Here is a 26,176-nt window from a genome sequence, read left to right as displayed (position 1 = left end):
CATCCTCTCATCGTCCCGATGGCGAGGCGGGGCCGAGCCCCGCCCGGATCAGCCCTTCAGGCCGGTGTGTGCCAGCCCCTGCACGAACTGCCTCTGCGCCATCAGGAACACGGCGAGCACCGGCACCACGGTGAGCGTCGTCGCCGCCAGCTGAACGTTCCACATCGGGCCCCCATACGCGTCGACGTACTGCGTGAGCGCCTGAGGCAGGGTGAACATGTCCTTGCTGGACAGGTAGACGATCGGCTCCAGGTACAGGTTCCAGGACTTCAGGAAGGTGAAGATCGCGACCGCCGCCAGCGCCGGACGCGAGAGCGGGAAGGCGATCCGCCAGAAGATGCCCCAGCGTCCGAGCCCGTCCATGCGGCCAGCCTCTTCGAGCTCCGTCGGCAGGCCGAGGAAGAACTGGCGCATGATGAACACGGCCAGCACGGCGGGCGCCCCGAAGATCGGGATGACGATCAGCGGCCAGTGCGTGTCGATCAGGCCCAGGCTGTTCACGAAGCGGAACAGCGGCACGATCGTGACCTCGCTCGGCACGAGCAGGCCGACCAGCACGACCAGGAACAGCGTGTTGGCTCCGGGGAAGCGCACGCGCGCGAACGCGTAGCCCGCCATCGCCGCGACGAGCATCGTCCCGACGGTCACGAGGGCGGCGATGTACACGCTGTTCGCGTACTGCTGGGCGAACGGCTGCAGACGGAACACCTCGCCGTAGGCGTCGACGCTGGGGCTCTGCGGCCAGATCGTCGGCACCTTCTGCAGGATCTCGCTCATCGGCTTGAAGCTGCTGGCGAACATCCACAGCGTCGGGAAGACGAAGGGGACGCTGAGCACGGCCATGAGCACGATCAGGCCGGTCTTCACCCAGCGGCGCCTGATCTTCTCGCGGGTCGGCCGCGGGCCGCGGGCGGACCCGGCGGTGACGATCGCGTGCGTCGTGGTCGCGGCTCGATCGGGAGCGTCAGTTCTCATGGAACACCCACCTCTTCCGGGTCTGCCACTGGATGAGCGTGAGCACGAGCACGATGAAGAACAGCAGCACCGCGATCGCGCTGGCGTAGCCGAAATCATTGAAGCGGAACGCCTGCTGGTACAGGTAGTAGACCAGCACGGTCGTGGAGCTGCCCGGCCCGCCTCCGGTCAGTACGGCGATCTGCGCGAACACCTCCAGCGAGCCGACGATCGTGAGGATCATCACCAGAAGGATCGTCGGGCTGATCATCGGCAGCGTGATCGAGCGGAATCGGCGCCAGACTCCGGCGCCGTCGATGCGGGCGGCCTCGCCGATCTCCTCCGGCACGCCCTGGAGGGCGGCGAGGAACAGGATCATGTTGAGGCCGACGTTCTTGAACACCTGCACGACGATCACCGAGAGCATCGCGGTGAACTCCCCGCGCAGCCAGTTCGGGCCCTCGATGCTCAGCAGGCTCAGGAAGCCGTTGATGCCGCCGTCGGCCTGCAGCAGGAAGCTCCAGACGATCGTCCAGGCGACCAGAGACACGATCACCGGCGAGAAGAAGAACGTGCGGAAGGTCGTGGTGCCGGGCAGGCGCTGGTTCAGCAGCACGGCCAGGAACAGCGCGAGCGTGACGTTCAGCACGACCAGACCGATCGAGAACCACAGGCTCACCAGCAGGGAGTTGCGCAGGCCGGGATCGCTCAGCATCCGCTCGTAGTTGTCAGCGCCCGAGAACACGAAGGTGTTCGCCAGCACGTTCCAGTCGTGCAGCGAGAACCAGAACACCGCGATCAGCGGGGCGATGACGAAGGCGATCGAACCGAGGACGACCGGCGCGACCATCGTGTACCCCACGATCCAGTCGCTTCTGGTGGCGGCGGAGCGGCGGGGACGCGAGCCCCGTCGCTCCGCCGCGTCGGCCGTCGGAAGGGCGGAGACGGTCATCCGCTCAGCCCTCCAGCAGCGGCGTGATCGCCTCGCAGGTCGACGTCAGCACGCCTTCGACGTCGGCGTCCGCTGTCCACAGCGCGTCCAGCTCGGCGCGCACCGTCTCCTGCAGCTTGGCGAAGCTGACGTGGGTCGGTTTGGTGACGGCGTCCTGGATGCCCTCGATCACCGTGGCCTCCAGCTGCTCCTCGCTCAGGCGCGGGTTGCCTTCGGCGAGGACCTCGGCGTTCAGCAGCGACTCGCGGGGTGGCGGGAAGTAGGTCGCGAGCTTCTCGGCGTTCTCGGGGCTGGTGAAGTGGGCCAGGAAGTCGGCGGCGACCTCGGGGTTGTCCGAGTTCGCGAACACGCCGATTCCGGCCTGCCCGATCACGTTCTGCCGGCCCTCCGGACCGGCGGGCAGCGGCACGATGTCCCAGCCGAAGGAGTCGTCGAGGGAAGAGGCGCGACTGATCTGGGTGATGGTCATCGCGGCGTCGCCGGCGAAGAAGTCGGCGGTCACGCCCGGGCCGGGCATGGCGCCATCGTCGAACACAGCATCGTGCATCCAGGTCATCGCGTCGACCATCTCCGGGTCTGACAGGGTGCACGTGGCGCCGTCCTCGCTCCACGGCGAGGCGCCCCAGCCGCCCCACACGCTGGCGAGGTTCTCCCAGACCTGGTAGTCGAAGTCGCGCACGACCAGGCCCTCCTTGCCGGAGGCCTCGGCGGCCGCCGCAGAGATGTCTCGGGCCGCGTCGAAGGTCCACTCGTCAGATGCCACGAGATCGGCCGGGTTCGGCTGATCGGCCGCGGCGATCTGGTCGGTGTTGACGAACATCGCGAAGGGGCTGTTCGAGAACGGGTAGGCGTACAGCCCGTCGTCCTTCTGCCACAGGGCGAGCGACGACTCCAGCAGATCGTCGTACTCGTACCCCTCGGCCCCCTCCAGAGCGTCGGAGAGGTCGACGAGCGCGCCGGAGGAGACGAACTCCGGGGCGTAGCTCTCCAGGATCCAGCCCAGATCAGGGGGGTTGCCGCCGGCGATCTGGGTGGTGAGGGTGGTGGTGTAGTCCTCGAAAGGCACCGGCTCGAAGGCGACATCCTTGACGAGATCCGGGTTCTCGGCGATGTACGCGTCGGCGATCTCGTCGAACAGCGCCAGCTGGGTCTCGTCTGCGGTCCAGACGGTCATCCGCAGCGAGACGGGCCCGTCGGGCTTGTCAGTCCCTTCAGGGGAACCGGAGCAGCCGGCGAGGACGAGACCGACGGCGGCGATTCCGGCGCCGACGGCGATCGGCTTGCGCGCGCGGCGCGGCTGAGAGGTGGTCATGCTCACTCCTTTGTGGCGATGCTCGGGTCGTGCGGGATCGGATCAGTACGCATGCACCCGTCCTTCCGGCCAGCGCCTCTGCACGCCAGCCGCATCGAGTTCGCGCTGGTAGTCGGCGAGGAGCCGGTCGTCGGCGTGCACGGAGTGCGGTCTCTCCCCGGTCTCGAGGCAGTACGCGGCCAGGTGGCCCGCGGCCTCGCCGATGTTCCACTCCACGGGGTGCAGGCGGTAGCAGCCGTTCGTGATGTGCGTCGTGCCGATGTTCTTGCAGGCGGCCAGGAGGTTGCCGGTCCGCTGCGGGATCAGCGCGCCGAGCGGGATCTCGAAGGGGGTCGAGGAGACGTCGATGTAGGTGTCGTCGCCGGTGGAGGGGTGGAGATCGATGCGGTACATGCCCACGCCCACCGAGTCGCGGTAGCGCGTCGCTCCCGCGTCGCCGCGGACGGCGTAGGAGACGTCGTTCTCGGTGATCGTGGTCAGGGCGCGGATGCGGCGCGACTCGCGGTGATAGGGGGCCTGAGCGAGCCCGTCTGCGGAGCCCATCACGTCGGGCCGCAGGCGGAGACCGGGGAAGCCGGTGCCGCCGTCGGGGCGCGGCGCCTCGGTCTGCATCCAGTACAGCATCGAGAGGCTCAGCTGCCGGGCGCGCTCATAGTGGGCGAGCTCGTCTTCGCGAGCGGCGTCGAGCACGGGGGCGAGGAAGTAGTCGATGCTGGGCCAGTTCACCAGGCAGATGTCGCTGTCGTAGAAGCCGGGCTCGAAGTGGTCGCGGGCGGCGATGCGGCGGAAGATCCAGAGGTTCGAGTCGCCCGCGTTGCGGGACTGGTCGGCGTCCACCGCGAGCACGTCGTCGCCGGGATTCGGCGAGAAGGCTCGCTCGCTCATCTCGAGAGTGCGCGGGTTCGGCGCGCGCCAGGACAGCATCCGCTCGCCCTGCCACGCGACGGGAGCGTAGTCGCGCCAGAAGCCGTAGTCGGCGGGACGCTCGATGGTGTGGTCTCCTTCGACGTGCTCGATCGCGAAGCAGATGCTGAAGGCCTGCACGTTCTGCGGCTGCGCGACCGGCGGGGCGCTGGGCTCCCCGGTCTCGCCGCGGGACTCGAAGCCTGTCACGTACTCCGTGCCGGTGAGCGGCAGAAGCTCGCCGGTCTCGGTGGCGTCGATCGTGTAGGCGGCGGTGACGGCGGTTCGGACGCCGTCGATCACGGACTCCAGAGTGACCGAGGAGACCCGGTCGCCGTCGACGGACGCCGCGACGGGGCGGACGCGCTCGAGCAGGCGGATGCGGCCGGTCGAGCGGTGCGGGTTGAGCATCTCTTCGAGCACGCCGACGGCGATGCGCGGCTCATGGCACAGCTTCGAGACCCAGCCGGCACCCGGATTCAGGTCGGCGCGGTCTCGGGCGGCGTCGATCAGCGGGTAGCGGCGCCGGTAGACGTCGCGGATGCCATCGCGGAGCGTGCGGTAGCGCGCGGTGACTCCGAACTCCTCGACCCACGGATGCTCGTCCGGGGGAACGGCCTGAGAGGTCAGCTGCCCGCCGATCCAGGGGAACTCCTCGGTGAGCACGACTCGTGCTCCCCGGTCGGCGGCGGCGAGGGCGGCGGCGACGCCGCCGAGACCCGCCCCGACGATGAGGACGTCGGTCGTCAGATGCTGCGTGGTCACGGATGGGTCCTTCCGGGAGTGATGGCTGGGACGGCGGACAGGGAGGCGCCCTCGATGTCGGGACAGGGGAGCACCTGGCGCAGGTCGGCCTCGTCGAGACTCTCGCGCGGCGGCTTCTGCGGGCCGGCCTCCTCGTCGACGATGCGGGAGAGCAGGACGAGCGCTCGCGCCCCCATCTCCTCGCGGGGCACCACGAAGCCCGACCAGGGGCGTCCGCCGCGCCGGGAATGGTGCGGCTGCCCGAGCAGCAGCAGAGACACGTCTTCCGGTATCCGCAGCCCGCGCTCCTCGAGCGCGTCGGCGAGCTCCTCGGGGGAGTGCTCGGGCGCGACCAGAACGCCGGTCAGGCGTCGCTCGACGATCTCGGCGGCGGTGGTCTCCACATCGTGCATGTCGACGAAACGCGGCGGCACACCGTGCTCGCGCATCGCCCGGGTGAAGCCCTCGATGCGGTCGAGGGTCGGCTGGTCGGCGCTCCGCGGGCCGACGTAGCCGATGCGCGTGTGACCGAGGCCGATGAGACGCACGACCTGGCGGGCGGTCGCCTCGACGTAGTCGGCGCCCACGTAGGGGAGGCGGTGTCCCTTGCTGGTGCGCTTGCCGATGAAGACGAAGGGGTAGTTGGTGTCGAGCAGGTGCTGCAGCTCGCCCTGATCCTCCTGCTGGCCGAGCAGCAGGCACCCGTCAGCGATGCCGAGCCGCTTCCAGCCGTCGCGGGTGAGGCGGCGGCGGCCATCGACGACCCGCGCGGAGGTGAACAGCAGCATGTCGACGCCGAGTCGTTCGGCGGCGTGCTCGATGCCGTTCAGGAATCCGCCGTAGAAGTCGCGGTCGCCGCGGGGGAAGGTCTTCTCGTAGGTGAAGACGCCGAGGATCTGGTTGCGGCCCCCGGCGAGGCGCTGGGCGACCGGATTCGCGGAGTAGCCGGTGATCCGGATCGCTTCGAGGACGCGATTGCGGGTCTCCTCCGAGATGCGGACGCCGGAGGGGGCGCTGCCGTTGAGCACGAAGCTGACGGTGGACTGGCTCACGCCGGCCATGGCCGCGACGTCGGCTTGGGTGAAGCGGTGGCGTGGCATCGATCCTCCTCGACCGGTTCGCCAGGCGGGTCCGGGGCGCCCGCTGCTCACCGAGTCTGCGACGCCGTGTCGTGGGCTGGCAAGGTGATAATGCGCATTATTTGCCGGGCGCGATCCTCGCCGAGGCGCCCGAGCTCATCGACCACGTGCCCCGGGTCCCCGCCCCCGACGAGACCCCGGAGGCGTGGAGGCCGTTCTTCGACGGATACGACCGCGAGGAGGCCCTCGCCGGTCACGAGACCGCCCGGCGCCTGACCGCTCGCTCGCCATGGCCCCCGACGGGGAGGAGGACCTCCACGAGGTGCTCATCACGCACACCTCTCCCATCGCCTGGCTCATCCGCGACGCCCTCGGCGCGCCACCCGCGCGGTGGCTCGGCCTCAGCAGCGCCAACGCGGCGCTCACCGTCATCGAGTATCGTCCCGGGATCCCGCCGAGCATCCGCATGTACAACGACATGAGCCACCTCCGCCCCGACCTCCGCTGGACGGGCTTCCCCGCGGGGCCGCGTGTGTGATGCGAGCGCCTGCGCGGGCCGGACCGAATCCGCAGGAGGCCCCGCCGCGCGCGCCCGGCCCCTCCCGCGATGGAGAGGATGGCCCCATGGACCCTCACGCGGATGCCGGTGCGACCGATCCCGTCGACTTCCGCGACGGCGAGGTGAACAGCGCGCGCATGGAGGCCGGGCTGATCTACGACCCGGGTCACCCCGACCTCGCGGAGGCGCAGAACGAGGCGCTCGAACTGCTCTGGGAGTACAACGCGACCCGTCCGTCGCAGTCCGCGGAGCGGCAGGAGCTGATGCGCCGCATGTTCGCTGCGGTGGGCGACGGATGCCATCTCGAGCCGCCGTTCCACGCGAACTGGGGCGGGCGCAACGTCCGCCTGGGCAGCCGCGTCTACGCCAACTTCAACCTGACGCTCGTCGACGACGGCCCGATCCGCATCGGCGACGATGTCATGTTCGGCCCCGGGGTGGTCGTCACGACCGCCGGGCACCCGGTCCTCCCCGAGCTGCGGGTCGGCGGCGCGCAGTTCAACCGCCCCGTGACGATCGAGGACGGCGTGTGGATCGGCTCCGGCGTGCAGATCATGCCGGGCGTCACGATCGGGGCGCGCTCGGTCATCGGCGCGGGCAGCGTCGTGACCCGCGACGTGCCCGCCGACGTCGTCGCGATGGGCGCGCCCTGCCGGGTGGTGCGGGAGATCGGCGACCGCGACCGCGCCTTCTTCTGGCGGGATCGGGAGATCGACTTCCCGATCGCGTCGTGGACCGAGCGATGACGGCGCCCGCCGCCGCGCCCATGCGCGGCTTCGACCGCCCCGCCCTGATCGTGGTCGACGTCCAGCGCGGCTTCGACGACGCCGGCTTCTGGGGCGCGCGCGACAACCCGGCGTGCGAGGAGAACATCGCCGCCCTCATCGCGCTCTGGCGCGAGCGGGCCTGGCCGATCGTGTTCGTGAGGCACGACTCGGACGATCCGGCGTCGCCGCTCGCGGCCGGATCCCCCGGGAACGCCTTCGCGCACGTCCTCACCGGCGAGCCCGACCTGCTGGTCCGCAAGACCGTGAACTCGAGCTTCCACGGCACCCCCGACCTGCACGCCTGGCTTCAGCGCGAGCGCATCGGAGAGGTCGTGATCTGCGGGATCACCACGAACCACTGCTGCGAGACGACCGCTCGCGTCGCCGGGAACCTCGGATACGACACCACCTTCGTCATCGACGCCACGCACACCTTCGACCGTCCCGGCCTCGACGGCACGATGATCCCCGCCGCGCTCCTCTCCGCGGTCACCGCGGCAAACCTGCACGGCGAGTTCGCCGCGGTCGTCACCACCGCGGCGATCGCCGATGCTCGCTAACCTGGGCGGCATGGCGGCCCGGACAGTCCTCATCACCGGCGGCACGCGGGGGATCGGGCGCGCCTGCGCCCGGGATCTCGCGGCCGCGGGATGCGACCTCGTGCTCGGCTACGCGTCGGATGAGGACGCCGCCGCGGAGACGGCCTCGCGCGTGCGCGACCTCGGCGCGCGGTGCCTGACGGTGCGATCCGACCTCACGGACGACGCCGGCATCGATCGGCTCTTCGACGAGGCGATCGCGTGGGCGGGATCGCTCGACGGCGTCGTGAACAACGCGGGCGCCACGATGCACATCGCGCCGCTGGCGGAGACGCCGGTCGAGACGATCCGCCGCGTGATCGATCTCAACCTGACCTCGGCGATCCTCGTGGCGCGTCGCGCCGTTCGCGACCTCCGCGCGGGCGGCGTGCTCGTGAACATCTCCTCGCGGGCGGCGAGGACGGGATCCCCCGGAGAGTACGTGCATTACGCGGCGGCGAAGGCGGGCGTCGACGCGCTCACGACGGGTCTCGCGCGCGAGGTCGCGCCGCGCGGGATCCGCGTGGTCGGCGTCGCCCCCGGCGTCATCGAGACGGACATCCACGCCGACGCAGGCGACCCCGAGCGCCCGCGGCGCGCGGCCAAGAGCCACCCGTCCGGGCGCATCGGGCAGCCGGAGGAGGTCGCGGCGGCCGTCGCGTTCGCTCTGTCGGAGGGCGCGAGCTACGTCTCGGGAACCACGATCCTCGTCGCGGGCGGGGCCTGAACGGGACGCCTCCGAATCGAGTCGTGCGGGGAGATCCCGCCCGCCCTCTCGCTCATCTTCCTCTCGGGGAATATGTTGAGCTCGACGGATCGACGCGCGTCACCCGCGGCCGTCCGGTCGAGATCAGGAAGAGACGATGACCGACACCACCTGCCACATGTCCATCTCGCTCGACGGCTACGTCGCGGGCCCCGAACAGAGCCTCGCCGACGGGCTCGGCATCCGCGGTCGGGAGCTGCACCCCTGGCACATGGGCGACCCGTGCGCGAACGACGCCGATCGCCTCGCCGAATCGTGGCTCATGCGACCCCGCGGCGCCTACGTGATGGGGCGCAACATGTTCGGTCCGATCCGCGGAGAGTGGGAGGAGGACTGGCGCGGCTGGTGGGGCGAGGAGCCCCCGTACCGCGCGCCCGTCTTCGTGCTCACGCACTACCCGCAGGAGCCGATCGAGATGCGCGGCGGCTCGACGTTCCACTTCGTGACCGACGGGTTCGACGCGGCGTATGCGCAGGCCGTCGCCGCTGCGGACGGCCGTGGCGTCGACATCGCCGGCGGGGCATCCACCGTGCGTCAGGCGCTCGCCGCCGACGTGATCGACGAGCTGGTGCTCGATGTCGCCCCGGTGCTCCTCGGCGCCGGCGAGCGCCTCTTCGACGGGGTCGGGAGCTTCGGATTCGAGCCCGTCGAGGCGCTGCACTCGCCGCTGGCGGCCCACATCCGGTACCGCCGCGTCGTGGGCTGACGTGGCGCGGGGATCGATGGGCCGGATCCCTGTCCGCGTGCCCTCCCTGCGACCAGCATGTGCGCCTCGTCGCTTTCCGCCCCCGCACGTCGAGATTGTGCTTACGCTGACACCAGCTCCGGCCGGTCGGCCGGACGCCCTTCTCGAGAAAGGCCCTCATGTCTCACGTCGTCGTCATCGGAGGAACCGGATACGCGGGATCCGCGATCGCCGCGGAAGCCGCCCAGCGCGGCCACGAGGTCACGGCAGTGAGCCGATCGGCGCCCGAGGAGCCCCGCGTCGGCGTGAGCTACGTGCAGGGCGACGTGACCGATGACGCGACGCTGGCCTCCGTCATCGCCGGCGCGGACATCGTGGTGTCCGCCCTCGCCCCGCGCGGGCCGCTGACCGGGCGCTTCCGCGCGGTGACGCGCGCCATCGCCCGCCTCGCGGACGCCGAGCACGCGCGGCTGTTCGTCGTCGGCGGCTTCTCGTCGCTGCGCCCCGCCCCCGGCGAGCCGCGGTTCATCGAGGATCCGAGCGGCGTTCCCGACGCGATCCGCGACGAGGTGCAGGCCGGCGCCGCCCTGATCATCGAGGATCTCCCCGCGACGCCCGAGTCCCTCGACTGGGTGTTCGTCAGCCCCGCGCAGGGGTTCGGATCCTTCGCCCCCGGCGAGACGCTCGGCACGTATCGGCTCGGCGGCGACGTCGCCGTGGATCCGGAGACCGGCGGCGCGATCTCGGCACCCGACTACGCGCAGGGGTTCGTTGACCTCATCGAATCGGGCGACCACCACCGCGCGCAGGTGAACCTCGCGCACTGAGCGCCACCGGCATCGCGCCGAGCGCCTCGAGATCGCCCTCCCTGTGCGCCGCCGTTCGTCATCGAGAGCCCCGCGAGCATCCGCGGCCGCGGTGCGCCGGTGCGTCGGGTCGTGGGAGAGCGGATCCGCTCACGCCCCGCGGGCGCACGCGATCCCCAGGCCGCGCAGGATCGCCTCCCACTGCGCCGCGGGGCGAGGCTCCGCGCGCGCGGCGATGCGGGGGAAGTCGGCGAGATCGGCGTCGGCCCTGATCCGGTCGGTTCCCCTCGTCCACCCCTCCGCCGAGAGCACGGAGCTGCCGTAGAACCAGCCGACGATGAGGTCGTGGGCGTCGCGGGGATCGACGACGGCGTCGGCGGTCAGCGTCATGATCGTCTCGCTGAGGCGGAACGAGTGCGGGCCGAGGATCGGCTGCGCCCGCAGGAGCGACAGCGTGCCGGGGATCTCCGCCATCTCGCGGGCGCGCTCGGAGAGGAGCGTCAGCGCGCAGTGCCGACACGGGAGGTCGACGAGGTCGGCGGGGTGCAGGGCGCCGAGGCGCTCGTCGCCGAGGTCGTGCCAGATCGCCCGCAGCGACGGGAAGTAGGTGTAGATCGCGTTCGCCGCGACGCCCACCTGCGCCGCGACGGCCCGCAGCGCGATCCCGTCGAGGGATCCGCGTTCGCGGAGGAGCGCGTCGGCGGCGCGCAGGATGCGCTCGCGGCTGATGTCGCCGCGCGGCCCCCGGCGCGCGGGCGGGCCCTCCTGCTCGGCAGGGGCGGAGTGCGCGGGAGAGTTCACGCCCCCAGTTTACGAACGCCCCGTCTATTTGTACATTGTATAAATAGACGGGGCGCGGCAGCGAGCCGCGCGACGAGACGACGGGGCGGGAGACATGAACCACACGCGGATGACCGAGACGGAGCCGACGGCATCCGACGGGCGGGCCCGGACAGGCGGCACTTCGCCCCGACGCGTCGGCGAGAGCCTGATCCACCTGCTCCTCGCGACGCTCCTGTGCCTCGGCGTCGCGTCACCCGCGATCCTGACCGGGGCGGATGAGATGGTCGGCCTGCTGGTGCCCGCGGCGCAGCTGACGCCGTTCGTCGCGGCGGCCCTGCTCTTCGCGATCGTCCGCCCCGGAGGATTCTCGGAACAGTTCGCGCTGCGCTGGGGCCGCTCGTGGCGAGCGATCGGCGTCGGCGTCGCCGCGGTCGTGGTGATCGGGCTCGCGCAGCTCGGCGTGGGGCTGGCGAACGGCGCCGTGGCCGCCGCGGGAGGGGCGGTGCGCGCGGCGGCGCTCGCCGTTCCCGTCCTGTGGGCCCTGCAGTGCGTCTTCGCGATCGGGGAGGAGCTCGGCTGGCGAGGCTGGCTGGTCTCGCGGATGCGCGGCTTCGGCTTCTGGGGCATCTCGGCCTTCTCGGCGGGCGCGTGGATGATCTGGCATCTGCCGGCGATCCCGCTCATCGTCGGCGACGGAGGAGCCGAGGTCGGCGTCGCCTACCTCCTCGCGATCGGGTCGTGGGCGCCCTTCCTCGTGGCGCTGCGGCTGTGGTCGGGATCGGTCTGGCCGGCCGTGGTCGTGCACGGCGCGCTCAACAGCGTCCGCGTCTTCCTCACGCAGTCGGTCGCGTCCACCGACGGCGTCGACTGGCTGAGCGAGGCGATCGGCTGGATCCTGTGGCTCGCCGCCGCGGGGCTCGTGTGGCGGCTCGCTCTGCGCGGTCGCCACTGACGCCCGCTCCCCGTGGCCGGGAGCGGCGATCGGATAGCGTGAGCTCCGACGACGGCGACCGCACGGTGAGGGTGAACGTCATGAGCACCGAGTACTTCTGAGGCGCTGTGCTCCGATCCCGGACGGCGCCCGATCCCCCGAATACACCCGCAGGCCGACCCCGGTCATCCTCCGGGCGGATCCGCCCGCCGCCGCGCGTCCGTAGCGTGAAGGGCGATGGATGAGACGACGACCCGGCAGAGCCCGCTCGCGCACGAGCGCTCGACGCACCCGGCACCTCCGCGCCCGCGCATCGCGGGCCTCGACTTCGCCCGCTTCCTCGCGCTGACCGGCATGATGGCCGCCCACGTCTGGGCCACCGGCCCCGACGGCTCGCCGGGGCCCCTCGAACCCCTCGTCGCGGGGAAGGCGTCGGCGCTGTTCGCGCTGCTGGCGGGCGTCGGGATCGTGCTCACGACCCGGGCGGACCTCGCGGCGAGCCGGGTGGGAGCGGCACGGTGGAACGTCTTCGGCCGCGGCGCCGCGCTGATCCTCCTCGGCCTGACGCTCGGGCTGAGCCCCAGCGGCATCGTCGTCATCCTCGTCTACTACGGCGTGATGTTCTGGGTCGCGATCCCCCTCCTGCGCTGGTCGAGCACCGCCCTGCTCGTTACGGCGGGCGCGCTCGCCGTCGCCTGGCCGTTCGCGTCGTCGTGGCTGCGGGCGGGCCTGGAGCAGCCGTTCGAGCTCGGCAGCGCGAACTGGCTCAGCTTCGCGGAGCCCGTCTCGTTCGCCCGCGGCCTGTTCCTCACCGGCGTCTACCCGGTGCCGACGTGGATCGTATATGCCCTCGTCGGCATGGTCGTCGGCCGGCTCGTGATCGCCGCGGCCGACGCGACGGCGCTCCGGCGCCTGGGCGCGCGGCTCGTCGGCGTCGGCGTCGTGCTCGCGGCCGCCGGCTGGGGCGCGAGCGCGCTTCTCGCGGGGCCGTTCGGTGGCCTGGCGGAGATCGACCGCGATCTCGGCATGGGGGATCCGGAGCTCGTGCGCACGCTCTTCTTCGGCAGCGGCATGGGCGCGGCCCCGGCGGGCAGCCTCTGGTGGCTGGCCTCGCCCGGCCCGCACACGGGCACGACCGTCGACCTCGCCATCACGACGGGCACGGCGCTCGCCGTCGTCGGAGCCTGCCTCGCGCTCGCGACCCTCCTCGGCGGATCCGCGCGCCGTCTTCTCGAGCCGATCCGCCGCGCGGGTGCCGCGCCGCTCACGGTCTACGCGGTGCACGTGATCGCGGCGGGCGTCGGCGCCCTCATCGCGTTCGCGACCGCCGACCTCGAGAGCGGATCCCTGCCCTGGTACGTCTCGAGCGGCCCGCTCTGGGCGCTCCACGTCGCCGGCGCGGTGCTCATCGGCGCGATCCTCCTGGCGCTCGACCGGCGCGGCCCCCTCGAGACCCTCGTCAGCTGGTCAGGTCGGATCCTCGCGCGCCGAGCTCAGCGCTGAGCGTCTCGAGAGGCGCCGAGCATCTGGGGATCCCGGGCGATCTGGGTGGCTGTGGCGTGATGTCGAGGGGCTCGGGTGGGGTGCAGTGGATCCCCGCGCCCGCCGCTGAGCGTCTCGAAATCGGTTGAGCGTCTGGGGGTCCTGGGGGATCCGGGCGACTGCGGCGAGATCTCGAGATGCTCGGGGAGGCGTCGTCGGATTCCGTCGAGGGGCTCGCTCTCCTCGGCCGGGCGACCCCGCAGGGTCACCCTTCTCGGATGGTCATCCGCTCGATCCGATCCCCGTCGGTGCGGAAGGCGAAGCGGCTGCGCCCATTGGCGTGGCCGCTTCGCCAGTCGCCGACCACGACCACCTCGCCGCCCTCCGAGGAGACCTCCTCGACGGAGAGCGTGCCGTGCGCGCCGATGAACTCGACGTCGCTCCACGCCTTGATCTGCTCGCGTCCCGTGAAGATCCGGCCCCAGTCGTCGACGGATCCCTCGGGCCCGAAGGCGTCGAGGAACGCGGATTCGTCGTGTCGGTTGACGGCGTCGATGAAGGAGCCGACGGGCTCCGGGGCGGTCGGGTTCGTCATGATCTTCTCCACGGGCTGTACGGGAACGGGATCCGCGGCCGACGATACGCGCGGCGCAGCCGCTCCGGGAGGGCATAGTGGAGAGATCCATCCCGAGGAGAGGGCTTCGCCGTGCCGCACCGCTTCGACCGCATCGTCATCGGGGGAGGGGCGATGGGGCTCGCGGCCGCGTGGCGCCTGGCGAGCCGGGGCGCCTCGGTGCTGCTGCTCGAGCGCTTCGCCTTCGGCCACGCGCGGGGAGCGTCGCACGGCGCCACCCGCAACCTCAACGACGCCTACGCCGACGACGTCCACCTCGACCTCTACGCTCGCTCGGTCGCGCTCTATCGGGAACTCGAGGAGCGGGCCGGGCGGTCGCTGATCGCGCGGCAGGGGCTCGTCACGCACGGCGACCCGACGCGCGTGGGCGAGCGCTATGCCGCCCTCCGCGAGCGGGGCGCGGCCGTCGAGATGCTCTCCGCGTCGGACGCGGAGGCTCGCTGGCCGGGCATGCGGTTCGGCGGCGACGCGATGCTCAGCCGCGACGCCGGGCGAATCGATGCCGAGGGCGTCTTCGAGGTGCTCGCCGCCCAGGCGCGGGCGCACGGCGCGGAGCTGCGCGCGAACGCGCGGGTCACGCGGATCCTCGAGGAGCCCGACGGCGTGACCGTGACGGTCGTCGACGGGGAGGGGCGCGAGCGGACTGTGGTCGCAGACGGCGCGGTCGTGGCCTCGGGCGCGTGGACCGCGTCGCTGGTCGGGGAGCTCGTCGATCTGCCGCGGCTCGTCGTCACCGAGGAGCACCCGGCGCACTTCTCGCCGCTGCCCGCGTTCGCCGGAGCGGAGTGGCCGTCGTTCAATCAGCTGATCGCGCCCGCCGGCGCGCGCGGGGCCGGCGACGTGTACGGCATGTTCGCGCCGGGGGAGGGCGTCAAGGTGGGGTTCCACCGCACGGGACCCGAGGTGGATCCGGATCGGCGCGCGTTCCGAGCGAGCGCGGAGGCGCGCGACGCCCTCCGTCGGCACGTGTCCGAGTGGTTCCCGGGCCTCGATGCGGCGTCGGCGGTCGAGATCAGCTGCACCTACACGACGGCCGTGCACGGCAGGTTCGTCCTCGACCGTCGAGGGCGCATCGCGATCGGCGCCGGATTCGCCGGCGAGGGCTTCAAGTTCGCGCCCGCCGTCGGCGACGTGCTCGCCGACCTCTCCCTCGGCGCTCGCCCCGGCCCGGAGGCGTTCGCGCTGCCGGGGTGAGGGCGCGCAGGGCGCCCGCGGCTCGGGTGGGCGGGCGGATTCTCGTGCTCGGTCCTGAGCGTCTCGGAATGCGCCGAGGGTCTCGGGTTCTTGGGGGAGCTGGGCGATGGCCGGGTGGTTTCGAGATGCTCGGGTGGGGCGGGCGGATCCTCGTGCTCGGTCCTGAGCGTCTCGAAATCGGCTGAGCGTCTCGAGATCCGCGAGGATCCGGGCGACCGTCGCGCGATTCCGAGACGCTCGGGGCCCTCAGATCTTCCCGATGGGCTCGCGCTTCTCGGCTTGGAAGGCGTCCTCTCGGCGGCCGTGAGCCCAGTATGCCGAGAGCGACATATGCGCGCGCTCGACGCCGCGCTCGTCGGTGAAGTAGGGGCGCAGCGCCTTCATCGCGCCGCGCTCGCCGTGCACGAAGACCTGCACGCGGCCGTCGCGCCACGGCGTCTCGCGGACCGCGTCGACGAGGAGCTCGGTCGTGCCGGCCTCGCGGTCGCCGCGGTGCAGCCAGACGACGTCGACCCCCGCGGGGGCGTCGATCCCGATCTCGTCGTCCGCGCCGCCGACCTCGATGAGGGCGGTGCCGCGGGCGTCGCGGGGCAGCGCCTCGAGCGCCGACGAGATCGCCGGCAGCGCCGACTCGTCGCCCGCGAGCAGGTGCCAGTCGGCGTCCGAGTCGGGCGCGTATCCGCCGCCGATGCCCAGCAGCACGATCGGATCCCCCGGCCGTGCTCGGTCCGCCCACGGGCCGGCGACGCCCTCGTCGCCGTGCGTGACGAAGTCGATCCAGATGCGTCCGGCGTCGAGATCGAAACGGCGCACCGTGTAGGTGCGCGTCGAGGGCATCAGCTCCGTGGGCAGCTCGGCGCGCAGCGCCTCCATGTCGTACGGCGGCGTGAGGTCGGTGTCGGGATGCGCGAACAGGATCTTGCTGTACGCGTCGGTGCAGCCGTTGTCCTCGACCGCGTCGATGCCGGGTCCGCCCGCCACGATGCGCACCATGTGCGGTGTCAGCTGCACGCGTTCGAGCACCTCGAGCACGATCTGCGGCCGCCGCGGGTGGCGAGGAGCGGGGGCGTCGGCACCTGCAGGGGTCATGGGTCTCCCGTCGCGCGGAGGGGCGGCCGGCGTGCGCCGGAGCCCCGCGGATGATCCGCTTCAGGCTATCCGGCGGCGGGGGAGGTCGGGCTCGGGTGGGGGGATCCCGCGGGGCCGCGCCCGACCGGAGGCCCGCGCACCTGTCCGTGCAGGACGACGCCGATCCTCCGGCCAGGGCGGGCGGTGCGCCGTGTCTGCGGGTCGGAGCGGTGCGGATCGGCGTCGTCCTGCACCGGGTGCGGTCACGCGACCCCCGTGTGCACCGCCTCGCGGGCCGGGTCGGGATCCGGCGCCCCGGGGCGCGGCGCCCCGTCCACGACCCGCACCCGGCGCGGGTGGCCCGAGGATCCGCCCACGACCACCCAGCGCTCCCGGCGCGCCGGCGGAGCGGCCTCGGCGTCTCCCAACCCGTCCTCCGCGGAAGGCCGAGGATCCGCACCCTCCGCCCTCCCCGCGGAGGGTGCCGGATCCCCGAGCCCCGGCGCCCCCTCGACGATCGCCGTCTCAGACGGATCCGCGCCCGCGGCGGCGCCCATAGGCCCGGCCGCGCCCGCCGGCCCGGCCGCGACAGCCTCGGACGACTCTCCGCCGGCCCCGCCTCCTGCGGCACCGGACGCGCCCCCGGTCCCCGGGGAACCGGAACCGCGCGCGCTCCCGCCCGCCCCGCCGGCCAAGCCGCCCGCCCCGCCCCCGTCCGCCGCGAACGCGTTCCGCACGATGCGGCGGGGATCGAGCTCCCGCGCGCGGGAGACCCATGCCTCGGCGTCGAGGGGCGCGCCGATCTCGCTCTCGGCGCGCGCCCGCGTGACGTCGAGGACGTCGCGCACCGTGCGCACGAGTCCGGCCAGCTTCTCGGCGTAGAGCGGCAGGCGGTGCGGGCCGAGGATGAGACCGGCGACGATCGCGACGATGATGAGCTTCTCGATGCTCAGACCGAACATGTCAGGCTCCTTCCGGGGCGCGGGATCCGACGGGCTCGGGATCCGCGGATTCGAGATCGAGGGCGGCGAGAGCGCGGGCGACGCGGCGATCGTGCAGCCAGGCGATCAGCCACGACGCGGCGAACAGCGCGGTCATGGGGATCGCGATGAGGAACATCGACAGCAGATCGGCCGCGGGGGTCACGAGCGCGCTGAACACGAGGATGGCGACGACGCTCACGCGCCAGCCGCGGGCGATGGCCGCCGCGGGGAGCGCGCCCATGAGGTTCAGCAGGACGAGGAAGACGGGCAGCGTGAACGCGACGCCCGTGGCGAGCAGGAGCTTCATCACGAAGTCGACGTACCCGGAGGCCTCCAGCAGGGTGCTGTCCTCGGGCGACGCGAAGCCGGCGAGCAGCTCCACCATGCGGGGGAAGACGAACGCGCCGGTCGCGGCGCCGGCCGCGAACAGGGGGATCACGGCGGCGACGAACCCGAATGTCCAGCGCTTCTCCCTGCCGGTGAGCGCCGGGGCGACGTAGGCGAAGAGCTGGTGCAGCCACACGGGGCTCGACAGGGCGATCCCGCCGAACAGCGCGATCCGCAGCTTGAGGTCGAAGGCCCCCGTGACGCTGGAGTAGGCGATCGAGGCGCTGCGCGACTCCGCGAGCGCCAGCACCGGGGCGCGCAGTGTGTCGAGCACCTGGTCGGAGAGCAGGAAGGCGATGACCGCCGCGACCGCGAGGGCCGCCGCCGCGCGGACGAGCCTCCTGCGCGCCTCGCGGAGATGCGCGGAGAGCGGCATGCGGGACGCCCCCGCGGTCGCGGCGGTCATGCGGATCGGCCGATCGGCTCGCCGGAGAGGGGAACGGCGACCGTGACGGGCTCCGGTCCCGCGCCGGGCGCCGGGGCGGTCGCGCCGGCCGGGGCGGGTCGCGCCGCGGGATCCGCGGCGAGGACGTCCGCGCCGGCTCCCGCGGCGGGGGCACCGCTCGGATCGGGTGCCGGGGCCGAGCCGGAGGCCGCGCCCGACGAGGCGGGTGCGGGAGACGGACCCGGTCCGGGATCCGTCGCGGGTGCCGCGTCGGCGGTGCCGTCCGCGGACTCCCTGCGGAGGATCCGGACCGACTGGCCCACGCTCTTCGCGAGGGCGGGCAGCTTCGCGGCTCCGAAGAGGAGCACCACGACGGCGAGGATGACGAGGGCGTGCATCCCGGTGAGGTTCTGCAGCATGACGAACTCCTTGAGGGTGTGGAGAGGGGATCAGGACGCGGGATCGGAGGGCCGGTCGCCGGCCGGAGGCTCGCCCGAGGGCGGCTCGCCACCGGGTGCTCCTTCGCCGCCGGGGCCCCCGCCGCCGTCGGGAGCGCCGCCGCCCGACGGCTCGGTCGTCGTGTCGACCCGGACGACGAGGGAGGCGACGTACCCCGCGTCGGCGTCGCCCGAGACGGTCGCCATCTGCAGCTCGCCCCCGTCCTCGCCGAAAACGTTGTCCGAGTCGAGGGTGATCTGCGAGAGGTTCTCCGACGACCCGTCGTAGGCGGGCAGCGCGTAGACGTCGCCGAGGACGTCCTCCGGGAACGCCAGCTGGGAGGTCGCGATGGCGTTCTCCGCATCGCTGATCGCGTCGATGTCGGGATACACCTCGAAGTGGATGTGGGTCCAGCGCCCCGCGTAGCAGCCCGGCATGACCGAGGTGAACGAGACGCGTCCGTCGGCGTCGGCGACCTGCACGCCGCGCAGCCAGGTCTCGTCCTCGACGCCCTCGGAGTACATCGAGTACCGGCCCTGGGCGTCGCAGTGCCAGGCGTAGACGGCGACGCCCGCGAAGGGCGCGTCGTCGTTCGCCATGTCGGTGATCGCGAGCGAGAACTCGAGCGGCACGCCGTCGACGGGTTCGTCGGATCCGATGCTCGAGCGGATGTCGCTGCGCTCGATCCCCGTCTCCTCCAGCACGTCGGGACCGTTGGATCCGTCGGCGGGGTAGGGGCCGGCGGTCTCGTCGGGGATCTCCCCGGCGGGCAGGTCGGAGCCGGCGCTCCCGGAGGATCCGGAGGACCCGGACGTCGTCGAGGACGAGCCGTCGGCGCCCTGGGTCGTGCAGGCGGCCAGGGCGACGACGCCGGCGCCGACGACGCCCGCGCCGAGGAGCACGCGGCGGCTCAGGAGGGTGCGCATGTCGAAGCTCGCGCCCTGGTCGACGACCTCCTCGTCGGGGCGGTCGAGCAGCCGGCCCTCGTAGGCGGGGCCGTCGGGGGTCGGGGTGGGGTCGGGGATTCCGGTGGCCATGAGGGTCTCCTCGCGTCTCGCGGTGGCCGCGGGGCCGGTTCGGCCTCGCTGCATCGAGTCTTCCGAGGGGGCGCGGGCGGCGGATCCCCCGGACGCGGTCACCGCGTACCGCGATCGCGGTATCCGCGGATACCGCGTGAGGGCGCTGTCGTTCCGCGGCCGGCCCGGCAGACTGGAGCGCATGAGCGACGCACCGCGACCGGCGAGCACCGGCGCCCCGAGAGCCGGCGACCTCGTCTGCGCAGGCATCGTCCTCCTCGGGGGCGGCCTGCTCGGGGGCGCGCTCCTGCCGGGCGTCGAGCTCCTCGCTCCGTCGGGCGGCCCGCCGATCCTCGGCCCCGCGCCGGGCCCGGCCGAGCCGCACGGTCCCTCGACCGGCGGGCAGATCGCGACGATCGTCCTCCTGGTCGGTCCGGCGGCGCTCATGCTGGTGCGCCGGCGCTGGCCGATCCCGGTGTTCGCGCTCGCGCTCGCCGCGTTCGTCGGGTCGGTGCTGGCGGGGCTCCCCTCCTTCGGGCCCGGGATCGCCGCGACGATCGCCGCGTACGCCTTCGCCTTCCGCGTGCCCCGCCGGCCGGTGCTCATCGTGATGAGCGCGGCCGCGGCGCTCGTCGTCGTGCTGGCCTTCGCCGCGACGGGCGGGGAGTCGATCGACGCGCGGGTCTTCCAGATCGGCGCGGCGATCGCGATCGCCGCCGCCCTCGGCGACAGCGCGCGGTCGCGCCACGAGTACCTCCTCCAGGCCGAGGATCGCGCCGAGCGCGCGGAGCGCACCCGCGAGGCGGAGGCCAGGCGCCGCGTCTCGGAGGAGCGCCTGCGCATCGCGCGCGACCTGCACGACACGGTCGCGCACCGCATCTCGGTCATCAACCTGCACGCGGGCGCGGCGTCTGGCGCCCTCCCCGCGCATCCCGAGCGCGCGCAGAGGGCCCTCGGCACGATCCGCGAGGCCGCCCGCGGCGCGCTGAGCGAGATCGGCGATCTTCTCCGCTACCTCCGCGACGACGACGGATCCGAGGCCCCGCCCCCGCAGCAGGGGCTCGAGGCCGCGGGAGCCCTGGTGGAGCGTCTGCGGGGCGCGGGGCTCGACGTGGAGACGGAGATCCGCGGCGACCTCGCCCGTGTGACGGGCGCCGCAGGGGCGGTCGCGTACCGGGTGATCCAGGAGGGCCTCACGAACGCGCACAAGCACGGCACGGGGGCGTCCGCGCGCCTCCTCGTCGACGTGGGCCCCTCCCGTCTGCGCATCGAGATCGACAACCCGGTCGCGGGCTCTGGCGCCGAGACCACCGCGGGCACCGGCCTCGGCCTCATCGGGCTGCGCGAGCGCGTCGCGGTGCTGCAGGGGTCCGTCGAGACCGCGAGGGAGGGCGGCCGCCACGCGCTGCGCGTGGAGATCCCGCTCGCCTCGCGAGAGGGGGAGAGGGCATGATCTCCGTGCTCGTCGTCGACGATCAGGCGCTCATCCGGCAGGCCGTCGTCGGCATCCTCGACATCCATCCCGAGATCTCGGTCGTCGGGGAGGCGGACGACGGCGCGGCCGCCGTCCGGCGCGCCCGCGAGCTGCGGCCCGACGTCGTGCTCATGGACATCCGCATGCCGGAGGTCGACGGCATCGAGGCCACCGCCCGCATCTGCGCGGATCCCGCGCTCGGCGCGACGCGGGTGCTCATCCTCACGACGTTCGAGGAGGACGACTACGTGGTCTCCGCGCTGCGGGCGGGCGCGAGCGGCTTCATCGGCAAGGGCGCCGAGCCCGACGACATCGCGCGGGCCGTCGTCGCCGTGCACCGCGGCGAGGCGCTGCTGTCGCCCGCCGCGACGCGCGGGCTGATCCGCCGCTGCGTGCAGGGCGAGCGTCACGCGGCGCCCGCCGACCCGCGGGCCGCCGCCGCGCTCGGGGCGCTCACGGAGCGGGAGGCCGAGGTGCTGCTGCTCGTGGGGCGCGGCCTGTCCAATCAGGAGATCGCCGAGCGGCTGTTCATCTCGCCGCACACGGCGAAGACCCACGTGAACCGGATCATGAGCAAGGTCCACGCGCACGATCGCGCGCAGCTCGTGATCCTCGCCTACGAGAGCGGCCTCCTCGCTCCGGGGGAGTAGGGCCCGCGAGGTCCCGCGCGCCCGGCCGGATGACTGCGCGCCTGTCCGTGCATGACGACGCCGATCCTCCGGTCAGGTGGGCGATGTGCCGTGTCTGCGGGTCGGAGCGGTGCAGATCGGCGTCGTCATGCACCGGGTGCGGTCACGCGACCCCCGTGCGCCCCGCCGCGCGACCCCGATCGCTTGCGGGAATACCCGAGGGGGGTATACGGTTGTCGAGACGGATACCCCAAGGGGGTATGAGGCGACGGAAGGATCCACCATGGCGGCGAACGAGTACAGCGTGACCGGGATGACCTGCGGGCACTGCGAGATGTCGGTGCGCGAGGAGGTCGGCGAGATCGCCGGCGTGACCGGCACCGACGTGAGCGCGCAGACAGGCAGGCTCGTCGTCACGGCCGACGGCGACATCGACGACGCGGCGATCCTGGCGGCGGTCGAGGAGGCCGGCTACCGGGCGGAGCGCGTCTGATGAACGCCGCGGGGCGGCTCGCGCTCTACGGGGCGGGCCTCGTGGCGGCGTTCGGCGCGGCCTACGGGCTGGCCGGCGTCGTCGTCCCCGACGGCGTCGTGACGAGCTGGCAGGAGCGGAGCGCGGAGAGCGCGCCCCACGAGGGAGCGGACGACATGAGCGCGCACGAGGGCCACGGCGCCCACGACCACCCCGCCGACGGTGGGCCGGCGCCCGAGGGCATCGCCGCCCTGGCCGACCCGACCCACCCGATCGGCAGCACGGTGATCCTCTCCGCCGACCACATGCCGGGCATGGACGGCGCGGAGGCCACGATCTCCGGGGCATTCGCGACGACCGCGTACGCGGTGAGCTACACGCCCACCACGGGCGGGGATCCCGTCTCCGACCACCGCTGGGTGGTCCACGAGGAGCTCGAGGATCCGAGCCCCGCGCCCCTCGCAGACGGCGAGGCGGTCGTGCTCGCGGCCGACCACATGACCGGCATGCGCGGAGCCGCGGCGACGATCGACTCGTCCACGCAGGAGACCGTCTACATGGTCGACATCGACGCCCACGACATGACGATGACCCGCCACAAGTGGGTCGTCGAGAGCGAGATCCGGCCCGCGGGCTGAGCCCGCGCCCCGACACGCACAGAGCAGAGAAGGATCACGATGAGCGCATCCGCACCCGCCTCGGGCGGCGGCATCGAGCTGGAGATCGGCGGCATGACCTGCGCCTCCTGCGCGAACCGCATCGAGCGGAAGCTGAACAGGCTGGAGGGCGTCGAGGCGACGGTCAACTACGCCACCGAGAAGGCGAGGGTCACGGTGCCGGACGGCTACGATCCCGCGCTCCTCGTCGCCGAGGTGGAGAAGACCGGCTACACCGCGCAGCTCCCGGCCCCGCCCGAGGAGACGAGCACAGACTCCGACGACGAGGCTGACCCCGAGCTCGCATCGCTGCGGCAGCGGCTGATCGGATCCATCGTGCTGACGGTCCCCGTGATCGCGATGGCGATGATCCCCGCCCTCCAGTTCACGCACTGGCAGTGGGGATCGCTCGCGCTCGCCGCGCCCGTCATCGTCTGGGGCGCGTGGCCGTTCCACCGGGCGGCGTGGACCAACCTGAAGCACGGCACGGCGACGATGGACACGCTCATCTCGATGGGCACCTCCGTCGCGCTGCTCTGGTCGCTGTACGCCCTGTTCCTCGGCACGGCCGGCGAGCCGGGGATGACGCACCCGTTCGAGTTCACGATCGCCCCCTCCGACGGCGCCGCGAACATCTACCTCGAGGTCGGAGCGGGCGTGACGATGTTCATCCTCGCCGGGCGCTACTTCGAGAAGCGCTCCAAGCGCCAGGCGGGGGCTGCGCTGCGCGCGCTCCTCGAGCTCGGCGCGAAAGAGGTCGCCGTGCTCCGCGACGGCGTCGAGGTGAGGATCCCCACGGCCGACCTGCGGGTGGGCGACGAGTTCGTCGTCCGCCCGGGCGAGAAGATCGCCACCGACGGCGTCGTCGTCTCCGGCACCTCCGCGGTGGACGCCTCCATGCTCACCGGAGAGTCCGTGCCGGTCGAGGTCGGGGAGGGCGACGCCGTCACGGGCGCCACGGTCAACGCCGGCGGGCGCCTGACTGTGCGGGCGACCCGCGTCGGCTCCGACACCCAGCTCGCGCAGATGGCCCAGCTCGTCGAGGACGCGCAGACGGGCAAGGCCGAGGTGCAGCGCCTCGCCGACCGGATCTCCGGCGTGTTCGTGCCGATCGTCATCGCCGTCGCGGTCGCGACGCTCGGCGCCTGGCTCGGCGCGGGCTTCCCCGCGGCGGCCGCCTTCACCGCCGCCGTCGCGGTGCTCGTGATCGCCTGCCCGTGCGCCCTCGGCCTCGCGACGCCCACGGCGCTGCTCGTCGGCACCGGCCGCGGCGCGCAGATGGGCATCCTCATCAAGGGCCCCGAGGTGCTCGAATCCACGCGCACGGTCGACACCGTCGTGCTCGACAAGACCGGAACGGTCACGAGCGGCAGGATGACGCTGACCGACGTGATCGCCGAGCCCGGCGTCGACCGCGCGCAGCTGCTGCGCCTCGCCGGCGCGCTGGAGGACTCCTCGGAGCACCCGATCGCCCAGGCGATCGCACGGGGCGCGACCGAGGAGGTCGGCCCGCTGCCGAGCCCGGAGGACTTCGCCAACGTCGAGGGCAGGGGCGTGCAGGGCGTCGTCGAGGGCGTCGCGGTGGTCGTGGGCCGCGAGTCGCTGCTCGCCGACTGGTCGCAGCGCCTCTCCGCCGAGGTCGCGGAGGCGAAGGCGCGCGCCGAGGGGGAGGGCAGGACCGTTGTCGCGGTCGGCTGGGACGGCCGGGCGCGCGGGATCCTCGTGGTCGCCGACGCCGTCAAGCCCACGAGCGCCGAGGCGATCCGCGGGCTCAGGGAGCTCGGGCTCATGCCGATCCTCCTGACCGGCGACAACGAGGCGGTCGCGACGCGGATCGCGGCGGAGGTCGGCATCGACGAGGTCATCGCCGAGGTCCTGCCGCAGGACAAGGTCGACGTCGTCGCGCGTCTCCAGGGCGAGGGCAGGGTCGTCGCGATGGTCGGCGACGGCGTCAACGACGCGCCCGCGCTCGCGCAGGCCGACCTGGGCCTCGCGATGGGCACCGGCACCGACGTCGCGATCGAGGCGGCCGACATCACCCTGGTGCGCGGCGACCTCCGCAGCGCGGTCGACGCGATCCGCCTCTCGCGGAAGACGCTGTCGACGATCAAGACCAACCTGTTCTGGGCCTTCGCCTACAACACGGCCGCGATCCCCGTCGCGGCGCTGGGCATGCTCAACCCGATGCTCGCCGGCGCGGCGATGGCGCTCTCCAGCGTCTTCGTCGTGGGCAACAGCCTCCGCCTGCGCGGCTTCCGCAGCGTCTCGGCGGAGTGAGCGGGCCGGAAGACGACCATGATGGAGGGGTGCGGGCGCGAGGCTCCGCGCCCCTCCCGGATCGAGAGAGAACGACGATGACCGACGAGCACGCCCCCCACGGGTACATCAGCGACAAGGACGCCTACCTCAAGCGCATGCGCCGCATCGAGGGACAGGCGCGCGGCATCTCGAAGATGATCGACGACGACAAGTACTGCATCGACATCCTCACGCAGATCAGCGCCCTGACCCGCGCCCTGCAGGGGGTGGCGACGGGGCTGCTCGACGATCACCTCCGGCACTGCGTCCTCGACGCCGCGAAGCGCGACGACGAGGAGGCCGCCGCGAAGATCGAGGAGGCCAGCGCCGCGATCGCCCGCCTCGTCCGCTCCTGACGCGCGGCGCGCGCCTCGGGATCGCGAGGATCCGCGGATCCTCGGAGCCGGGCGAGGAGTCTGGCCGGCCCCCGAGGCGCGCGGCGCGGTCGTCAGTCGAGCATCGCCCGATCGTCGAAGGCGGCGCCCTTGATCTTCCCGAACTCCTCGAGGAGCGCGTCGACCGTGAGGCCGCGCTTCGTCTCCTCGTCGGCCTCGAAGACGATGCGGCCCTCGTGCATCATGATGAGCCGGTTGCCGAGCTCGAGCGCCTGCTGCATGTTGTGGGTGACCATGAGCGTCGTGAGCCCGCCCTGCTCCACGATGCGCGCCGTGAGCCGGGTGACGAGCGCCGCGCGCTGCGGATCCAGCGCCGCCGTGTGCTCGTCGAGCAGCAGGATCCGCGGGTGCGTGAAGCCGGCCATGAGCAGCGAGAGCGCCTGGCGCTGACCGCCGGAGAGCAGCCCGACCTTCGCCTTCAGGCGATCCTCGAGGCCGAGCTCGAGCGAGCGCAGCTCCTCGACGAAGCGCTCGCGCCGCTTCCTCGTCACGCCGCGGTGCAGGCCGCGGCCCTTCCCGCGCAGCAGGGCGAGCGAGAGGTTCTGCTCGATCGTGAGGTCGGGCGCCGTGCCGGCCATCGGATCCTGGAACACGCGACCGACGTACTTCGCCCGCCGGTGCTCCGTGAGGCGGTTCACGGTCGTGCCGTCGATCTCGATGCGGCCGGCGTCGACGGGCATCCGCCCGGCGATCGCGTTCAGCAGCGTCGACTTCCCCGCGCCGTTGGAGCCGATGACGGTGACGAAGTCGCGCTCCTCGAGCCGCAGGCTGAGATCGCGGAGAGCGCGGCGCTCGTTCACGGAGCCCGGGAAGAACGTCTTGCTGATGCCGTCGATGGCGAGCATG

28 protein-coding genes are annotated in these 26,176 nt (G+C 72.7%); 15 read left to right on the top strand and 13 right to left on the bottom strand.

Going from position 1 to position 26,176, the window contains the following annotated elements; translation table 11 throughout:
- Positions 1-48: 48 nt before the first annotated feature.
- The 5 genes from NHL53_RS11935 to NHL53_RS11915 are packed head-to-tail and all read right to left on the bottom strand — an operon-like array spanning position 49 to position 5,965.
- Positions 49-975, bottom strand: a complete 927-nt coding sequence (locus NHL53_RS11935; protein WP_433777091.1) for a carbohydrate ABC transporter permease — start codon at positions 973-975, stop codon at positions 49-51.
- On the bottom strand, positions 965-1,906 hold the full coding sequence (locus tag NHL53_RS11930) for a carbohydrate ABC transporter permease (RefSeq protein ID WP_433777090.1): 942 nt from the start codon (positions 1,904-1,906) through the stop codon (positions 965-967). Before NHL53_RS11930 ends, NHL53_RS11935 begins: the two co-directional genes overlap by 11 nt.
- A gap of 4 nt (positions 1,907-1,910) precedes the next feature.
- A complete protein-coding gene (locus tag NHL53_RS11925) occupies positions 1,911-3,218 on the bottom strand; it encodes an ABC transporter substrate-binding protein (protein ID WP_433777089.1) in 1,308 nt (435 codons plus the stop codon).
- 42 nt (positions 3,219-3,260) lie between these two features.
- Complete coding sequence (locus tag NHL53_RS11920; RefSeq protein ID WP_433777088.1) at positions 3,261-4,886, bottom strand: FAD-dependent oxidoreductase; 1,626 nt, start codon at positions 4,884-4,886, stop codon at positions 3,261-3,263.
- Entirely contained in the window at positions 4,883-5,965 is a 1,083-nt protein-coding gene (locus NHL53_RS11915; RefSeq protein WP_433777087.1) for a LacI family DNA-binding transcriptional regulator, read from the bottom strand. Before NHL53_RS11915 ends, NHL53_RS11920 begins: the two co-directional genes overlap by 4 nt.
- Positions 5,966-6,233: 268 nt before the next feature.
- Between NHL53_RS11915 and NHL53_RS11910 the strand changes: the two genes are divergently transcribed.
- The 6 genes from NHL53_RS11910 to NHL53_RS11885 all read left to right on the top strand — a co-directional run bounded on the left by NHL53_RS11910 (position 6,234) and on the right by NHL53_RS11885 (position 10,126).
- The gene (locus tag NHL53_RS11910) at positions 6,234-6,482 is read left to right on the top strand and encodes a histidine phosphatase family protein (RefSeq protein ID WP_433777086.1); all 249 of its coding nucleotides are present in this window, start codon (positions 6,234-6,236) and stop codon (positions 6,480-6,482) included.
- Between the two features lie 86 nt (positions 6,483-6,568).
- A complete protein-coding gene (locus tag NHL53_RS11905; protein WP_433777085.1) occupies positions 6,569-7,249 on the top strand; it encodes a sugar O-acetyltransferase in 681 nt (226 codons plus the stop codon).
- Positions 7,246-7,830, top strand: coding sequence for a cysteine hydrolase family protein (locus NHL53_RS11900; protein WP_433777084.1), 585 nt, complete (start codon positions 7,246-7,248; stop codon positions 7,828-7,830). Before NHL53_RS11905 ends, NHL53_RS11900 begins: the two co-directional genes overlap by 4 nt.
- 10 nt (positions 7,831-7,840) lie before the next feature.
- The gene (locus NHL53_RS11895) at positions 7,841-8,575 is read left to right on the top strand and encodes an SDR family NAD(P)-dependent oxidoreductase (RefSeq protein ID WP_433777083.1); all 735 of its coding nucleotides are present in this window, start codon (positions 7,841-7,843) and stop codon (positions 8,573-8,575) included.
- Between the two features lie 136 nt (positions 8,576-8,711).
- On the top strand, positions 8,712-9,320 hold the full coding sequence (locus NHL53_RS11890) for a dihydrofolate reductase family protein (RefSeq protein ID WP_433777082.1): 609 nt from the start codon (positions 8,712-8,714) through the stop codon (positions 9,318-9,320).
- A gap of 158 nt (positions 9,321-9,478) precedes the next feature.
- The gene (locus tag NHL53_RS11885; RefSeq protein WP_433777081.1) at positions 9,479-10,126 is read left to right on the top strand and encodes an NAD(P)-dependent oxidoreductase; all 648 of its coding nucleotides are present in this window, start codon (positions 9,479-9,481) and stop codon (positions 10,124-10,126) included.
- Positions 10,127-10,255: 129 nt separating this feature from the next.
- Here the strand turns inward: NHL53_RS11885 and NHL53_RS11880 are convergent, their stop codons facing one another.
- Entirely contained in the window at positions 10,256-10,906 is a 651-nt protein-coding gene (locus tag NHL53_RS11880; protein WP_433777080.1) for a TetR family transcriptional regulator, read from the bottom strand.
- Between the two features lie 94 nt (positions 10,907-11,000).
- On the opposite strand from NHL53_RS11880, the gene NHL53_RS11875 reads away from it, so the two are divergent.
- Together NHL53_RS11875 and NHL53_RS11870 are read left to right on the top strand one after the other, a co-directional pair.
- On the top strand, positions 11,001-11,840 hold the full coding sequence (locus tag NHL53_RS11875; protein ID WP_433777079.1) for a lysostaphin resistance A-like protein: 840 nt from the start codon (positions 11,001-11,003) through the stop codon (positions 11,838-11,840).
- A gap of 216 nt (positions 11,841-12,056) precedes the next feature.
- Positions 12,057-13,322, top strand: coding sequence for a heparan-alpha-glucosaminide N-acetyltransferase domain-containing protein (locus NHL53_RS11870; protein ID WP_433777078.1), 1,266 nt, complete (start codon positions 12,057-12,059; stop codon positions 13,320-13,322).
- A gap of 244 nt (positions 13,323-13,566) precedes the next feature.
- On the opposite strand, the gene NHL53_RS11865 is transcribed toward NHL53_RS11870, so the two are convergent.
- Positions 13,567-13,896 (bottom strand): nuclear transport factor 2 family protein, encoded by a 330-nt coding sequence (locus NHL53_RS11865; protein WP_433777077.1) that lies wholly within the window; start codon positions 13,894-13,896, stop codon positions 13,567-13,569.
- 111 nt (positions 13,897-14,007) lie between these two features.
- Between NHL53_RS11865 and NHL53_RS11860 the strand changes: the two genes are divergently transcribed.
- On the top strand, positions 14,008-15,129 hold the full coding sequence (locus NHL53_RS11860) for an FAD-dependent oxidoreductase (RefSeq protein WP_433777076.1): 1,122 nt from the start codon (positions 14,008-14,010) through the stop codon (positions 15,127-15,129).
- A gap of 246 nt (positions 15,130-15,375) precedes the next feature.
- Here NHL53_RS11860 and NHL53_RS11855 read toward each other — a convergent pair whose 3' ends face one another.
- The 5 genes from NHL53_RS11855 to NHL53_RS11835 form a co-directional block, all read right to left on the bottom strand.
- Positions 15,376-16,218 carry a siderophore-interacting protein gene (locus tag NHL53_RS11855; RefSeq protein WP_433777075.1) on the bottom strand — a complete coding sequence of 281 codons (843 nt, stop codon included), beginning with the start codon at positions 16,216-16,218 and terminating at the stop codon, positions 15,376-15,378.
- 242 nt (positions 16,219-16,460) lie between these two features.
- A complete protein-coding gene (locus NHL53_RS11850; RefSeq protein WP_433777074.1) occupies positions 16,461-17,159 on the bottom strand; it encodes a hypothetical protein in 699 nt (232 codons plus the stop codon).
- A gap of 1 nt (position 17,160) precedes the next feature.
- Positions 17,161-17,973 (bottom strand): twin-arginine translocase subunit TatC, encoded by an 813-nt coding sequence (tatC, locus tag NHL53_RS11845; RefSeq protein ID WP_433777073.1) that lies wholly within the window; start codon positions 17,971-17,973, stop codon positions 17,161-17,163.
- Complete coding sequence (locus NHL53_RS11840; protein WP_433777072.1) at positions 17,970-18,371, bottom strand: twin-arginine translocase TatA/TatE family subunit; 402 nt, start codon at positions 18,369-18,371, stop codon at positions 17,970-17,972. Before NHL53_RS11840 ends, tatC begins: the two co-directional genes overlap by 4 nt.
- Before the next feature lie 30 nt (positions 18,372-18,401).
- Positions 18,402-19,427: an intradiol ring-cleavage dioxygenase gene (locus NHL53_RS11835; RefSeq protein ID WP_433777071.1), complete on the bottom strand. Its 1,026-nt coding sequence runs from the start codon at positions 19,425-19,427 to the stop codon at positions 18,402-18,404.
- A 181-nt stretch (positions 19,428-19,608) separates the two neighbouring features.
- Between NHL53_RS11835 and NHL53_RS11830 the strand changes: the two genes are divergently transcribed.
- The 6 genes from NHL53_RS11830 to NHL53_RS11805 all read left to right on the top strand — a co-directional run bounded on the left by NHL53_RS11830 (position 19,609) and on the right by NHL53_RS11805 (position 25,291).
- Positions 19,609-20,859 carry a sensor histidine kinase gene (locus NHL53_RS11830; protein WP_433777070.1) on the top strand — a complete coding sequence of 417 codons (1,251 nt, stop codon included), beginning with the start codon at positions 19,609-19,611 and terminating at the stop codon, positions 20,857-20,859.
- Positions 20,856-21,530 (top strand): response regulator transcription factor, encoded by a 675-nt coding sequence (locus tag NHL53_RS11825; protein ID WP_433777069.1) that lies wholly within the window; start codon positions 20,856-20,858, stop codon positions 21,528-21,530. Before NHL53_RS11830 ends, NHL53_RS11825 begins: the two co-directional genes overlap by 4 nt.
- A gap of 262 nt (positions 21,531-21,792) precedes the next feature.
- A complete protein-coding gene (locus NHL53_RS11820) occupies positions 21,793-22,002 on the top strand; it encodes a heavy-metal-associated domain-containing protein (RefSeq protein ID WP_433777068.1) in 210 nt (69 codons plus the stop codon).
- On the top strand, positions 22,002-22,619 hold the full coding sequence (locus NHL53_RS11815) for a DUF1541 domain-containing protein (RefSeq protein ID WP_433777067.1): 618 nt from the start codon (positions 22,002-22,004) through the stop codon (positions 22,617-22,619). The genes NHL53_RS11820 and NHL53_RS11815 overlap by 1 nt, the downstream gene beginning before the upstream one ends.
- 39 nt (positions 22,620-22,658) lie before the next feature.
- Complete coding sequence (locus NHL53_RS11810) at positions 22,659-24,914, top strand: heavy metal translocating P-type ATPase (RefSeq protein ID WP_433777066.1); 2,256 nt, start codon at positions 22,659-22,661, stop codon at positions 24,912-24,914.
- 77 nt (positions 24,915-24,991) lie between these two features.
- Positions 24,992-25,291 carry a metal-sensitive transcriptional regulator gene (locus NHL53_RS11805; RefSeq protein ID WP_433777065.1) on the top strand — a complete coding sequence of 100 codons (300 nt, stop codon included), beginning with the start codon at positions 24,992-24,994 and terminating at the stop codon, positions 25,289-25,291.
- Positions 25,292-25,383: 92 nt separating this feature from the next.
- Here the strand turns inward: NHL53_RS11805 and NHL53_RS11800 are convergent, their stop codons facing one another.
- Entirely contained in the window at positions 25,384-26,175 is a 792-nt protein-coding gene (locus NHL53_RS11800) for an ABC transporter ATP-binding protein (protein WP_433777103.1), read from the bottom strand.
- Position 26,176 lies beyond the last annotated feature (1 nt).

The organism is Microbacterium sp. gxy059, from assembly GCF_050958665.1.
Taxonomy (GTDB): Bacteria; Actinomycetota; Actinomycetes; order Actinomycetales; family Microbacteriaceae; genus Microbacterium.
Note: the sequence above shows the minus strand (reverse complement) of the source record. Positions and strands in the feature narration are given on the sequence as shown.